The following is a 13,640-nucleotide window of genomic DNA, read 5'->3' as shown; positions in this document are numbered from 1 at the left end:
GCCCCCCTCCGCCTCGGCCACCGTCAGCGTCCCCTCATGCCGGTTCACCGCCTGCCGCACCAACGCCAGCCCCAAGCCCCGACCACCGGGCCCGGCCGGCTTCGTCGAGAAGCCCCGCTGGAACACCGCCTCCGCGTGCGCCGGATCCACCCCCGCTCCCGTGTCCGCGACCCGCAGTACCAGCGCGGAGCCGTCCGCGCCCGCCTCCGTGCGCGCCGTCACCGTCACCCGCGCCCGCAGGCTCCCCTGCGCCGCGTCCACCGCGTTGTCGATCAGGTTCCCGAGGATGGTCACCAGGTCCCGCGCGGGCAGCGAATCCGGCAGCAGGCCGTCGTCCAGGCCGCTGTCCTCCGATACGACCAACTCCACGCCCCGCTCGTTCGATTGAGCCGTCTTGCCCAGCAACAGGGCAGCCAGCACAGGCTCGTTGACCGCCGAGACCACCTGATCGGTCAGCGTCTGGGCCAGCTCCAGTTCGGCCGTGGCGAAGTCCACCGCCTCCTCGGCCCGCCCCAGCTCGATCAGCGAGACGACCGTGTGCAGGCGGTTCGCCGCCTCGTGGGCCTGCGAGCGCAGCGCCTGTGTGAAGCCCCGCTCGGAGTCCAACTCGCCCATCAGGGACTGGAGTTCGGTGACGTCCCGGAGTGTCACCACCGTTCCGCGACGCTCACCGCCCGACACCGGCGAGGTGTTCACCACGAGCACCCGGGACGCCGTCAGATGCACCTCGTCCACGCGCGGCTCCGACGACAGCAGCGCGCCCGTCAGCGGTGCGGGCAGTCCGAGGCTCGCCACTGACCGGCCCACCACATCCACCTCGGGCCCGACCCCCAGCAACTCCCGCCCGCCGTCGTTCATCAGCGCCACCCGGTATTGACCGTCGAGCATCAGCAGCCCTTCGCGCACCGCGTGCAGCGCGGCCTGGTGGTAGTCGTGCATGTGGCTCAGCTCGGTCGCGTTCATGCCGTGGGTGTGGCGGCGCAGGCGGGCGTTGACGACGTACGTTCCCACGGCACCCAGGGCCAGGGCGCCGGCCGCCACCCCGATCAACGCCGTGACCTGGTCCTGCACCCGCTGCGTGATCGCCTCCACCTTGATGCCGGCGCTGACCAGGCCGATGATCCGGATGCCGTCGGTGTCGTAGACGGGAGTGACCGCGCGGACGGACGCGCCGAGGGTGCCCGTGTAGGTCTCGGTGAAGGAATCACCCTTCAGAGCGGGCCCGATGTGGCCGAGGAACTTCTTGCCGATCTGCGTCCTGTCCGGGTGGGTCCAGCGGATGCCCTGCGGATTCATGATCGTGATGAAGTCGACCTGGGTGTCCCGCTGGACCTTCAGGGAGTACGACTCCAGGTGCGCTGTGGGGTTCGACGTACCGATCGCCGCGATCACCGACGGCGTGTCCGCGACCGACCGCGCCACCGCCATGGCCTGGCGGCCGGCCGCGTCCTCGGCCTGGCTGCGGTCGCTGACGTAGGTGAACAGCGCGTACCCGGCGACGACGACCGCTATCAGCACCGCCTGCATGCCGAAGAGCTGACCGGCCAGGCTGCGGGGACGGGGGACGTGGGGAATGCGCATGGGATCAGTGTGCCTCGCCTTTATCCGCTACTCGCCCCTCTGATCCTCGTCCTTACGCCTCTGGCGGTGGTGGGTGTAAGCGCGAACTAATTGGCCTCTCCCCACTCCGCGGAGGGGGACTCTCCGACTCTGCGCCGCTATCCGACGCTCTTTCGAAGACTTCCTGCTTCAACACCGACTGCCCGCCCGGAGACTCTCCGTTGGGGTCTTACACCGGCTCCACAGGCGGACACCGCCAGCCCGGCGGCCAGAACGTTCTTTGCCGCGTTCTCATCCCGGTCATGGTGCGCCCCGCATGCGGCGCAGGTCCATTCCCGGATGCTCAGCGGCAGTCTCGCGACCAGATGGCCGCAGGCCGAGCAGGTCCTGCTCGACGGATACCAGCGGTCCACCGCGATCAGTTCGCGGCCGTACCACCGGGCCTTGTACTCCAACATGAAACGCAGTTCGGCCCATGAGGCGTCGGAGATCGCACGGGCGAGCGTGCGGTTCTTCAGCATGTTCCGGACGGCAAGATCCTCGATCACGATCGTTTGGTTCTCACGAACGAGACGCGTGGACAGCTTGTGCAGGAAGTCCCGGCGCCGGTCGGCAATCCCGGCGTGGACACGTGCGACCCGAGTGCGGGCCTTGTCGCGATTCCTGGACCCTTTCTTCTTGCGGGACGTCTCTCGTTGCGCGCGGGCCAGTTTTACCCGGTCCTTCTTCTCGAACTTCGGATTGACGACCTTTTCGCCGGTAGACAGGGTCACCAGCGAGGTGATGCCCGCGTCGATGCCCACTGCCGCGCTGCTCGTCGGAAGCGCCTTCACCGAAACGTCTTCGCAGAGCATCGAGACGAACCAGCGTCCCGCGCTGTCTCGTGACACCGTCACGGTCGACGGCGCCTGCCCCTCCGGCAGAGGCCTGGACCATGCGATGTCCAGCGGCTCCCGCATCTTCGCCAGGGTCAGCTGACCGTCGCGGTAGACGAACGCCGAGCGGGTGTACTCCGCACTGTTGCGGGACTTCTTGCGGGACTTGAATCGCGGATAGGCGGAGCGCTTCTCGAAGAAGTTCGTGAATGCGCCCTGCAGGTGCCGCAGCGCCTGCTGCAGGGGAACCGAGGAGACTTCGGCCAGGTAGGCGTACTCCTCGGTCTTCTTCCACGCGGTCAGCAGAGCCGATGTCTGGACGTAGTTGATCCGACGCCGTTCCGTGAACCAGGCGGTGGTGCGGGCCTGTAGAGCCAGGTTGTAGACCGTGCGGACACAGCCGAACGTGCGCATCAGCTCAGTTGTCTGCGCGTTGCTCGGGTAGAAGCGGTATTTGAAGGCCCGCTTCACATGCTCGGTCATTCTCAGAAACTATCAGGCCAGTATGTAAGGCGTGTACTAAATGAACGGAAGGGTGACCGCCCTCACAAGCCGGGAGATAGTCACCGCAACCCCGGAAGCAGCCGCCTCCCGGACCGGTCCGCAGAGAGATCCGCGTAGGGATCCGTACGGAGATCTGTACGGACATCCGCACGGCGATCAGCGCGGACCGCTTGAAATCCCCAAACCCCGGACGTGAGCCGCACTCGCCACCCGGGTTCCACCGGTCGTGAGCCGCACGCCGGATGATGCCGACGACGTCGTCAAGGAGGGCAGCCGTGGCCAGCACCCCCGCACCCGCACCTGCCGCACCCGCAGCACCGCCCGTGAAGCGGGACCGCACCCACTACCTCTACATCGCGGTGATCGTCGCGGTCGCCCTCGGCATCGCCGTCGGGTTCGCCGCGCCGGGCTTCGCCGAGGAGCTCAAGCCGCTCGGTACGGGCTTCGTCGCGCTGATCAAGATGATGATCTCGCCGATCATCTTCTGCACGATCGTGCTCGGCGTCGGCTCGGTCCGGAAGGCCGCTCAGGTCGGCAAGGTCGGCGGGCTCGCGCTCGGCTACTTCATCGCGATGTCGTTCGTGGCGCTGGCCATCGGCCTGGTCGTCGGCAACATCATCCACCCGGGCAGCGGCATGCACCTGACCGAGGCCGTCAAGGGCGTCGGACACACGCAGGCCCAGGCCGCCGCCGAGGGGCCGGTCGACTTCCTGCTCGGGATCATCCCGACCACCTTCGTGTCGGCGTTCACCGAGGGCCAGGTCCTCCAGACGCTGCTGATCGCGCTCCTCGCGGGCTTCGCGCTACAGGCCATGGGCCGGACCGGCGAGCCGGTGCTGCGCGGTGTCGAGTACATCCAGAAGCTGGTCTTCCGCATCCTCGGCATGATCATGTGGGCCGCGCCCGTCGGTGCCTTCGGCGCGATGGCCGCCGTGATCGGCGAGACCGGTATGGACGCGCTGAAGGCGCTGGGCACGATCATGCTCGGCTTCTACGTCACCTGTTTCCTGTTCATCGTGGTCGTGCTCGGCACGCTGACCAAGCTGGTCGCCAAGGTCAACCTCTTCCAGCTGCTGCGGTACCTCGGCCGTGAGTTCCTGCTGATCGTCTCCACCTCGTCGTCCGAGTCCGCGCTGCCGCGGCTCATCGCGAAGATGGAGCACCTGGGTGTCAGCCGCCCGGTCGTCGGCATCACCGTGCCGACCGGCTACTCCTTCAACCTCGACGGCACGATGATCTACCTGACGATGGCCTCGCTGTTCATCGCCGACGCGATGGACCAGCCGATGAACATCGGCCAGCAGATCGGCCTGCTGCTCTTCATGATGGTCGCCTCCAAGGGCGCGGCCGGTGTCTCCGGTTCCGGTATCGCCGTACTCGCCAGCGGTCTGCAGTCGCACAAGCCCGCCCTGGTCGACGGTGTCGGCCTGATCATCGGCATCGACCGCTTCATGAGCGAGGCCCGCGCGGTCACCAACTTCGCCGGCAACGCCGTCGCCACGCTGCTCATCGGCACCTGGACCGGCGAGGTCGACAAGGAGCGGGTGAACCGGGTCCTCGCCGGCGAACTCCCCTTCGACGAGAAGACGTTGCTCGACGAGAAGGACGGCGACGGCCACCTCGACGCCGTACCCGAGCAGGGCGGCGAGAAGGAACTCGCCAAGGCCTGAGCCTTCGTCGACCCCCCGAAGCCGGGGCGCCCGGACCCGCCTGAACACGGCCCGGACGCCCCACGGACTCCGGGCGGCTGGGTGTCCCCCCGTCGCTCAGCCGCCCGGTCCTTACAGGGATGTACTAGGGATGCACTAGCGTGCCGTGCCGTGCCGGAAACCTCCGGCGCGCACGGCACGTTCGCGTTCGGTGGGAGTCACGGGGGCCATGGGCATGAAGATCGACTGGGACCGGCGGCACTGCGCACGGCACGGGCACGCGACGTACGCGCCCGAGGAGACGGCACTGCGGGAACGGCTGCGCGCCGAGACCGGGTTCGGGGAGGCCTGGCGCTGTCTGCGCTGCGGCGACTTCGTCCTCGGCGAACCGCACGGTTCGGGGCCCGCCGACCAGGCGCCCCTGGTGCCGCGCGGGAAGGTGCTGCGGGACCTGTTCATCCTGCGGTTCCTCGCCATCGAGCGGGCCGTGCGCGGGGTGTTCATCGTGCTGGTCGCCGCCGCCGTATGGAAGTTCAGCAACAGCCAGGACTCGGTGCGCAAGCTCTTCGACGACTACCTCGACGTCTTCCGGCCCGTCTTCAAGCACTTCCACTACGACCTCGACCACTCGCCGATCGTCGGCAGCATCCAGAAGACCTTCGGCTACAAGCACTCCACGCTGGTCCTGGTCGCCGTCCTGCTGCTGGCGTACGCGCTGATCGAACTCGTCGAGGCCGGCGGGCTCTGGTACGCCAAGCGCTGGGCGGAGTATCTGACGGTGGTCGCCACCGCCGCGTTCCTGCCGCTGGAGATCTACGAACTCACCGAGCACATCAGCTGGTTGAAGATCGCCACCCTCGTCCTCAACATACTCGCCGTCCTCTATATCGCCCTGGCCAAGCGGCTGTTCGGGCTGCGCGGCGGGCGGAAGGCCTTCGACGAGGAGCGGGAGAGCGCGTCCCTGCTGGAGGTGGAGACCTCGGCCGGCGTCATGGTCTGACGTCCGCGGGGCTCATGGTCTGACACCCTGGTCCGAAACATCGGAACCTGGGCTTTACGGAGGTAGACATGGGCGAACCGGGCGGAGTGGAGTTCATGAGCGAGGCCGAGCACGAGCGCCGATACGGCGTCCAACGCGAGGCCTCGCCCCTGTCGTTGCGGCAGATCAGCGAACTCTTCTACGAGTTCCTCGCCGCGGTCGCCCGCCCCAGGTCCAAGGAGTACGACCCCGCCCGCAACCTCACCGAACGCCTCCGCGCCCACCTCGGCACCGCCCCCGGCGACCGGCCCGTCGTCAAGGCCGCGTATCCGCCGTACGACCTCCCGAACGTGTAACTCGCGCTGGAGCACTGGTTCGCGGGGGCGGGCCGTTCCCACGAACTCGTCGGTATGCGCGACGCGCAGAACCGCGCCGACCTCACCCTCGGCGACATCCTCGAAGCCGCCGACCGCCACGACCGGTTCACCATCGGGGCAGTCGACTACGCCCACCTCCCCATCTCCCCCGACGCCGAACTCGCCTGTGTCTCCTGCGGGTTCTACCTCGGCGCGGACGGCGAGGACCGGTTCGCGGTGCTGCTGCGCGGCCCGGCCGACGAATACGGGCGCGACAAGGTCGAGATCGAAGTCCTCGCGCAGGACAAGGAGTTCGCGGACCGGCTGCTCGCCGAGATCGACGTGCTGGTGCGCGAGCACAACATCTTCCGCGGCCAGGTGCTCTCCTTCGAGGGCTCCGAGTTCGGCCACGGCCTGGGCCCGTTCCGCTTCCACCGCCGCCCCGCCCTGACCCGCGACGACATCGTGCTCCCGAGGGCCTGCTGGAGCGCGTCGAGCGCCAGGTCGTCGGCGTGGCCCGCCGCCGCGAGCAACTCCGCGCCGCCGGCCAGCACATGCGCCGCGGCCTCCTCCTCTACGGCCCGCCCGGCACCGGCAAGACCCACACGATCCGCTATCTCCTGTCCCACCTCCCGCAGTTCACGGTCGTCGTCCTGTCCGGCACGGGCATCGAGGCGATCGGCCCCGCCTGCGCCCTGGCCCGCATGCTCCAGCCCGCGCTCGTCGTCCTGGAGGACTGCGACCTGATCGCCGAGGCCCGCGACCACGGCAGCGGCGAACAGCCCCTGCTCTTCCAGATCCTGAACGAGATGGACGGCCTCGGCGACGACGCCGACGTGGCCTTCCTCCTCACCACCAACCGCGCCGACCTCCTCGAACCGGCCCTCGCCCAACGCCCCGGCCGCGTCGACCTGGCCGTGGAGATCCCCCTCCCGGACGCCCACGGCCGCGCCCGCCTCCTCGACCTCTACGGCACCGGCCTGGACCTCGACGAACTCCTCTCCGACCACGACCAGTTGACGCGCCGGCTCCTCGGGGTGTCGTCCTCGGCTACCGCACCACCCTCGGCAGCCACTCCCGGGCCCGAGTGAAGGTGTAACCGAGCCGCGTGGCACGGGAGTTGGGCGGCGAGCGCCGCGCACAGTTCCTCCGTGGTCAGCGGGTCGGGGGAGGCCGGGTTGACCGGGCCCGTGAAGTCCTGGCCCGCCGTCCAGAAGAGGAAGTCGGCGATCTCGTCGACGTGGATGTAGGTCGCCGGGTGGTTGGTGCGGGGGACGGCGATCGGCTCGCCGGTGCGGATACGGTCGGAGTAGTGGGCCAGGCGGCCGGTGAAGTCGTCGCCACCGCCCAGGACATGGGCCACACGGACCGCCGTGTAAGGCAACTCCGGTCCGGCCGCCGCGAACACCGCCTCCGCCTGCCGCTTGCCCTCGCCGTAGTGCGTGTCGAGGAACTCCGGGTCGTCCCAGGGGAGTTCGAGGTCGACGACCACCGCGAGCGGATCTACGGCCGTCTCGCTCACGGGCGTCGGCGAGTCCTCGTGCTCGTACACCTCGACCGTCGACGTCATCACATAGCGGCGGGTGCGGCCGGTGAAGACGCGGCGGGCGATCACCGCCTGGCGCGGGGTGAAGCAGACCTGGTCGACGACGACGTCGAAGGTGCGCGGGCCGAGAGCGGCGCGCAGCGCGTCCTCGTCGTCACGGTCGGCGGTCAGGTGAACGGCTCCGGCGGGCGGCGCCGACGAACCCCTGTTGAGGACCGTGACCGGGTCCCCGGCGGCCAGCAGCCGCGCGATCAGCCGCTTGCCGAAGTAGCGGCTGCCGCCGATGACCAGGACGTCCCGTGCGTTTTCCATGACCATAATTCTTCGGGCGTATCCGCGGGATCTGAAGGGGGAGACATGGGAGTTCCGGCCGCCGTACCGAAAGAACCACGGCATCCGCGAGCCACCGCCGCCGAAACACCGGTGGCCTTCGACGCGGTGGACCGGCAGACCGCGGGCGTGATCAGCGGCTACGGCGCCCATGTCGTCCCGGGCCGGCTCGGCTACGGCATCCAGGCGTTCATCCGGGTCGACCCGCATGGCGGCTACACCCTGAAGCACCCCAGGACCCTGGAGCTGATCGAGCGGCCCGAGATCACCGAGGTGCACCATGTCGTCGGCGAGGACTGCTGGATCCTCAAGGCCGCCGTCCGGGACACCGTCCACCTGGAGGAGGTCCTCGAAGCGGTCTCCGCGCTCGGGCGCACCACGACGTCGATCGTGCTGACCTCCCCGGTGGAGCGCAAACCGCTGTTGCCCTGACGCCGACGTCAAGGATTACCGTCGTAGGCATGCGAATCGGCGAGCTGGCCGCGCGGGCCGGGACCACGACGCGGGCCCTGCGGTACTACGAGGCGCGGGGGCTGCTGCCCGCGCGGCGGGGCGGCAACGGGTACCGGACGTACGACGAGGGTGATCTGAAGCTGCTCCGGCAGATCAGGACCTTGCAGGACTTCGGGTTCGACCTGGAGGAGACGCGGCCCTTCGTGGAGTGCCTGCGGGCCGGGCACCCGGAGGGCGACTCGTGCCCGGCCTCGGTCGCCGTCTACCGGCGGAAGCTGGCCGAACTGGATTCCCTGATCGGGGAGTTGCAGGCGGTCCGGGCGGAGATCGGGGTGCGGCTGGCGACCGTCGAGGAGCCACCACCGTTGTGCGAACTGGGAGGGCAGGAACTGTGATCGACGTGACCCACGTGATGGATGTGACGGACGGGAATTTCGCGGCGGAGGTGATCGGGGCCGAGTTGCCGGTGCTGGTGGAGTTCACGGCGGACTGGTGTCCCCCGTGCCGGCAGATGGCGCCGGTACTGCGCGCCCTCGCCACCGAGGAGGCCGACCGCCTCAAGGTGGTGCAGTTGAACGTGGACCAGAATCCGGAGACCACGAACGCCTACAAGGTACTCTCGATGCCCACGTTCATGGTCTTCCAGGGCGGCGAGCCGGTGAAGGCCATGGTGGGGGCCCGGCCCAAGCGCCGGCTGCTGGAGGAGCTCTCCGACGTGCTGTGATCCCGCCCGATACGCAAAGAAATCCCCCGAGCAATTGCGCTCGGGGGATTTCTTTGCGTATATTCAATGGTTCGCGACTTCACGGGAATTGGGTCGCGAAGAGGCTTAGTGAGCACAGTATATATGTCCGGGAGTGGAATTGTCAAACAGCGATGAAATTCACGGTGAGCAGGAATTCATCGACGGTCTGTACGCGCGCGTGGACGCGCTGCGCGACGCCACCGAGGACTCCGTCACGGACGCGCTCGGGCAGAGCAACACGCCCAGGCAGGCCCGGCTGGAGCGGGACATCCTGGTCGCCGAGCGCTCGGGGCTGCTCGCCGCGCTGAACGCCGTGGAAGGCTCGCTCTGCTTCGGCCGGATCGATCTGACCTCCGGCACCACCCACCACATCGGCCGCATCGGCATCCGCTCCGACGACGCCGACCGCACGCCGATCCTGATCGACTGGCGGGCCGACGTCGCCCGCCCCTTCTACCTGGCCACCGGCCACACCCCGATGGACCTGCGCCGCCGCCGGCACCTCACCACCGACGGGCGCCGCGTCACCGCCCTGCACGACGAGATCCTCGACCTCGGCGACGCCACCCGCACCGGCCACGAGGACCCGAGCGGCGACGCCGTCCTGCTCGCCGCGCTCAACTCCGCGCGCACCGGCCGGATGAGCGACATCGTGCAGACCATCCAGGCCGAACAGGACGAGATCATCCGCGCGCCCTACCGCGGGGTGCTCGTCGTCGAGGGCGGCCCCGGCACCGGCAAGACCGCCGTCGCGCTGCACCGGGCCGCGTATCTCCTCTACGAATACCGGGAGTTGCTCGCCAGGCGCGCGGTCCTGATCGTCGGCCCGAACCCCGCGTTCCTCGGCTACATCGGCGAGGTGCTGCCCTCCCTCGGCGAGACCGGCGTACTCCTCGCCACCGTCGGCGAGCTGTTCCCCGGCGTGAAGGCCACGGCCAACGACAGCCGGGCCGCCGCCGCGGTGAAGGGCCGCGCCGACATGGCCGACGTCCTCGCCGCCGTCGTACGCGACTGGCAGTCGCTGCCCGACCCGGTGATCGCGATCGAGCACGACCGCGAGATCCTGATGCTCGACGACGGCCTCGTCCGCGTGGCCCGCGACCGCACCCGCGAGGCCGGCCTCCCGCACAACGCCGCCCGCGAGCACTTCGAGGGCCACATCCTCAACACGCTCACCGAACTCTTCGCCGAACGCATCGGCACCGACCCCTTCGACGGCGGTAACCTCCTCGACCCCAGCGACATCACCCAGATCCGCGACGACCTCGCCGAGAACCCCGAAGTCTGGGCCGCCATCGACCAGTTGTGGCCGCGCCTGACCCCGCAGTACCTCGTCGCGGACTTCCTCGCCGACCCCGTGGGCTACGTCTCCGACGACGACGCGGACGCCATCCGCCGCCCGGTGACCCGCGAGTGGACCGTGGCGGACGTACCGCTGCTCGACGAGGCCGCGGAGCTCCTCGGGCGGGACGACCGGGTGCGGCAGGCCCGGGCCCAGCGGGAACGGGAGGAGCAAGTGTCGTTCGCGCAGGGCGTGTTGGACGTGTCCTTCGCGTCCCGGACGTTCGAGTTCGAGGACAAGGAGGAGGGCGACCCCGAGGGCTCCGAGGTGCTCTCCGCGCACGACATCATCGACGCGGAACGCTTCGCGGAGCGCCACGAGGAGGAGGACCACCGCAGCGCCGCCGAGCGCGCGGCGGCCGACCGGACCTGGGCGTTCGGGCACATCATCGTCGACGAGGCGCAGGAACTCTCCCCGATGGCCTGGCGGTTGCTGATGCGGCGGAGTCCCACGCGGTCGATGACTCTGGTCGGAGACCCGGCCCAGACGGCGGAAGCGGCGGGTGTGGGCTCCTGGTCGGAGATCCTCGCCCCGTACGTCGAGGACCGCTACGACCACACCCGGCTAGGCGTCAACTACCGCACCCCCGCCGAGATCATGGACCTCGCGGCGGCGGTCGTCCGCGCGGAGAATCCTGGCTTCGAGCCGCCGAGTTCGGTGCGGGCCACTGGCGTGCGGCCTTGGGTGCGGGCCACTGACGATCTGCCGGGGGCTGTTGCCAAGGCCGTGGGTGAACTCACCCCTGCCGAGGGGCGCTTGGCGGTCATCGCGCCTCGTGATCTGCATCGGAGGCTGGCCGCGCGGCTGGACGGGGTGACGGCCGGCGCGGAGCCGGATCTGACGCGGAGTGTCGTTCTGCTCGATCCTCGGCAGGCGAAGGGGCTGGAGTTCGACTCGGTGTTGGTTGTCGAGCCGGGGCGGTACGGGACGAGTGATTTGTATGTGGCGTTGACGCGGGCGACGCAGCGGTTGGGGGTGGTGCACACGGGGTCGCTGCCGCTGAGCTTGGCGGAAGCGGAAGCGGAAGCGGGGGCGGTGTGACGGTGGGCGGTGTTGGTGTGGGCGTCCTGGGGGCTGCGCCCCCAGACCCCCATCGGCCCTGAACGGGCCTCGTCCTCAAACGCCGGACGGGCTGACAGTGCCCGGTGTTGTGAAGTCGGGGCTGTCAGGCTGGGCGCAGCCAGACCGTCGCCAACGGCGGCAAGGTCACTCGGATGCTTGCCGGGCGGCCGTGCCACGGTTGGGGTTCGGGCTTGATGGGGTCCGGGTTGGTGATGCCGCTGCCGCCGTAGAGGGCCGTGTCGGTGTTGAGGGTCTCGTGCCAGGCGGGGATGTCGTCGGGGGTGCCCAGGCGGTAGTCGTGGCGGACTACGGGGGAGAGGTTGCTGACGGCCAGGAGGGGAGAGCCGTCGGTGTCGTAGCGGAGGAAGGCGAAGACGTTGTCCTCGGCGGCGTCGCCGGTGATCCACTGGAAGCCGGACGGGTCCGTGTCCAGTTGCCAGAGGGCGGGGGTGTGGCGGTAGACCGTGTTGAGGTCGCGGACGAGGTCGCGTACGCCTCGGTGGTCCGCCTCGGCGCTGTAGCCGGGGTCCAGGAGCCACCAGTCGGGGCCGTGGGTCTCGGACCACTCCGCGCCCTGGGCGAACTCCTGGCCCATGAAGAGGAGTTGCTTGCCGGGGTGGGCCCACATGAAGGCGAGGTAGGCGCGGAGGTTGGCGCGTTGCTGCCACCAGTCGCCGGGCATCTTGGACACCAACGACCGCTTGCCGTGGACTACTTCGTCGTGGGAGATGGGGAGGACGTAGTTCTCGCTGTACGCGTAGACCATGGAGAACGTCATCTCGCCGTGGTGGTGCTTGCGGTGGACGGGCTCGTGCGACATGTAGTCGAGCGAGTCGTGCATCCAGCCCATGTTCCACTTCAACCCGAAGCCCAGACCGCCGAATCCGCCGGGTCCGATGTGGTGCGTGGCGCGCGTGACACCGTCCCAGGCGGTGGATTCCTCGGCGATCGTCACAACACCGGGCACCCGCCGATAGACGGTCGCGTTCATCTCCTGGAGGAAGGCGACCGCGTCGAGGTTCTCCCGGCCGCCGTGCTCGTTCGGGGTCCACTGGCCCGGTTCGCGTGAGTAGTCGAGGTAGAGCATCGAGGCGACCGCGTCCACGCGCAGGCCGTCGATGTGGAACTCCTCGCACCAGTAGACGGCGTTCGCCACAAGGAAGTTGCGCACTTCACGGCGGCCGAAGTCAAACTCCAGGGTGCCCCAGTCGGGGTGCGCGGCACGGAGCGGGTCCTCGTGCTCGTACAGGGGGCGGCCGTCGAACTCGGCCAACGCCCAGTCGTCGCGCGGGAAGTGGGCCGGGACCCAGTCCATGAGGACGCCGATACCGGCCTGGTGCAGGGCGTCGACCAGGAACTTGAAGTCGTCGGGGGTGCCGAGGCGGGCGGTCGGGGCGTAGAAGCCGGTGACCTGGTAGCCCCACGAGCCGCCGTACGGGTGCTCGGCGACCGGCATCATCTCGACGTGGGTGAAGCCCAAGTCCTTGACGTAGGCGGGGAGTTGCTCGGCCAGCTGACGGTAGGTCAAACCCGGTCGCCAGGAGGCAAGATGGAGTTCGTAGACGGAGAGGGGGGCCTTGTGGGCGGGGAGTTCGGCGCGCTGGGCGAGCCACTCCGCGTCGTTCCACTCGTAGTGCGAGGCGTGCACGATCGAGGACGTGGCGGGCGGGACCTCGGTGCGGCGGGCCATCGGGTCGGCGCGCATCGTCTTCGACCCGTCGGGCCGGGTGATCTCGAACTTGTACAGCTCGCCCTCGCCGATGCCCGGCATGAACAGTTCCCAGACACCGGTGCCGCCGAGTGAGCGCAGCGGGGCGCCCGTCCCGTCCCAGAAGTTGAAGGTACCGGCGAGGCGTACGCCCTGCGCGTCCGGCGCCCACACGGTGAACCGGGTGCCGGCGACCCCCTGATGCGTCATCGTCCGCGCCCCGAGCGCCTGCCACAACTCCTCGTGCCGGCCCTCACCGATCAGGTGGAGATCCAGATCACCGAGCGCGGGGAGGAACCGGTACGCGTCCTCGACCTCCTGCTCGGTGCCGTCATAGGCCACGGCGAGCCGATACTCCGGCACACCCTGCAACGGCAGCAACCCCGAGAAGAACCCTTCCCCGTCATCATGCAACTCGGCCTTCAACTGACCTGCCACGACTGTGACCCCGAGGGCGAACGGCCGGAACACGCGGAAGGCGACTCCGCCGGGGACCGGGTGGGCGCCGAGTACGGAGTGGGGGGCGTGGTG

11 protein-coding genes and 1 pseudogene are annotated in these 13,640 nt (G+C 69.2%); 8 read left to right on the top strand and 4 right to left on the bottom strand.

Going from position 1 to position 13,640, the window contains the following annotated elements:
• On the bottom strand, positions 1–1,581 hold a 1,581-nt coding region (locus AC31A1_RS32135), incomplete at its 3' end, for a sensor histidine kinase (RefSeq protein WP_489656698.1).
• Positions 1,582–1,718: 137 nt separating this feature from the next.
• Positions 1,719–2,918 (bottom strand): RNA-guided endonuclease InsQ/TnpB family protein, encoded by a 1,200-nt coding sequence (locus AC31A1_RS32130; RefSeq protein WP_489656697.1) that lies wholly within the window; start codon positions 2,916–2,918, stop codon positions 1,719–1,721.
• Positions 2,919–3,181: 263 nt separating this feature from the next.
• Here AC31A1_RS32130 and AC31A1_RS32125 point away from each other — a divergent pair, with 263 nt between their 5' ends.
• The 4 genes from AC31A1_RS32125 (at position 3,182) to AC31A1_RS32110 (ending at position 7,014) form a co-directional block, all read left to right on the top strand.
• Entirely contained in the window at positions 3,182–4,609 is a 1,428-nt protein-coding gene (locus AC31A1_RS32125; protein WP_489656696.1) for a cation:dicarboxylate symporter family transporter, read from the top strand.
• Positions 4,610–4,823: 214 nt separating this feature from the next.
• On the top strand, positions 4,824–5,588 hold the full coding sequence (locus tag AC31A1_RS32120; RefSeq protein ID WP_489656702.1) for a DUF2127 domain-containing protein: 765 nt from the start codon (positions 4,824–4,826) through the stop codon (positions 5,586–5,588).
• A 68-nt stretch (positions 5,589–5,656) separates the two neighbouring features.
• Positions 5,657–5,923 carry a hypothetical protein gene (locus tag AC31A1_RS32115; protein ID WP_489656695.1) on the top strand — a complete coding sequence of 89 codons (267 nt, stop codon included), beginning with the start codon at positions 5,657–5,659 and terminating at the stop codon, positions 5,921–5,923.
• 554 nt (positions 5,924–6,477) lie between these two features.
• Entirely contained in the window at positions 6,478–7,014 is a 537-nt protein-coding gene (locus AC31A1_RS32110) for an AAA family ATPase (protein WP_489656701.1), read from the top strand.
• Here AC31A1_RS32110 and AC31A1_RS32105 read toward each other — a convergent pair.
• A pseudogene (locus tag AC31A1_RS32105) lies at positions 6,974–7,787 on the bottom strand (NAD-dependent epimerase/dehydratase family protein). The gene AC31A1_RS32110 and the pseudogene AC31A1_RS32105 sit on opposite strands and share 41 nt — an antisense overlap.
• A 39-nt stretch (positions 7,788–7,826) precedes the next feature.
• Between AC31A1_RS32105 and AC31A1_RS32100 the strand changes: the two are divergent.
• The 4 genes from AC31A1_RS32100 (at position 7,827) to AC31A1_RS32085 (ending at position 11,380) form a co-directional block, all read left to right on the top strand.
• Positions 7,827–8,231 carry an Lrp/AsnC family transcriptional regulator gene (locus AC31A1_RS32100; RefSeq protein ID WP_489656694.1) on the top strand — a complete coding sequence of 135 codons (405 nt, stop codon included), beginning with the start codon at positions 7,827–7,829 and terminating at the stop codon, positions 8,229–8,231.
• Positions 8,232–8,260: 29 nt separating this feature from the next.
• Positions 8,261–8,647 (top strand): MerR family transcriptional regulator, encoded by a 387-nt coding sequence (locus AC31A1_RS32095; protein WP_489656693.1) that lies wholly within the window; start codon positions 8,261–8,263, stop codon positions 8,645–8,647.
• Positions 8,648–8,661: 14 nt separating this feature from the next.
• Positions 8,662–8,976 (top strand): thioredoxin, encoded by a 315-nt coding sequence (trxA, locus tag AC31A1_RS32090; protein WP_489656700.1) that lies wholly within the window; start codon positions 8,662–8,664, stop codon positions 8,974–8,976.
• A gap of 157 nt (positions 8,977–9,133) precedes the next feature.
• Positions 9,134–11,380, top strand: a complete 2,247-nt coding sequence (locus AC31A1_RS32085; RefSeq protein ID WP_489656699.1) for a HelD family protein — start codon at positions 9,134–9,136, stop codon at positions 11,378–11,380.
• A gap of 124 nt (positions 11,381–11,504) precedes the next feature.
• On the opposite strand, the gene glgB is transcribed toward AC31A1_RS32085, so the two are convergent.
• Positions 11,505–13,640, bottom strand: a 2,136-nt coding sequence (gene glgB, locus AC31A1_RS32080) for a 1,4-alpha-glucan branching enzyme (protein ID WP_489656692.1), incomplete at its 5' end; no start/stop codon positions are given.

Source organism: Streptomyces sp. P5F9 (assembly GCF_057961495.1).
The sequence above is the reverse complement of the archived record's forward strand: the minus strand, read 5'-3'. Positions and strand labels throughout refer to the sequence as shown.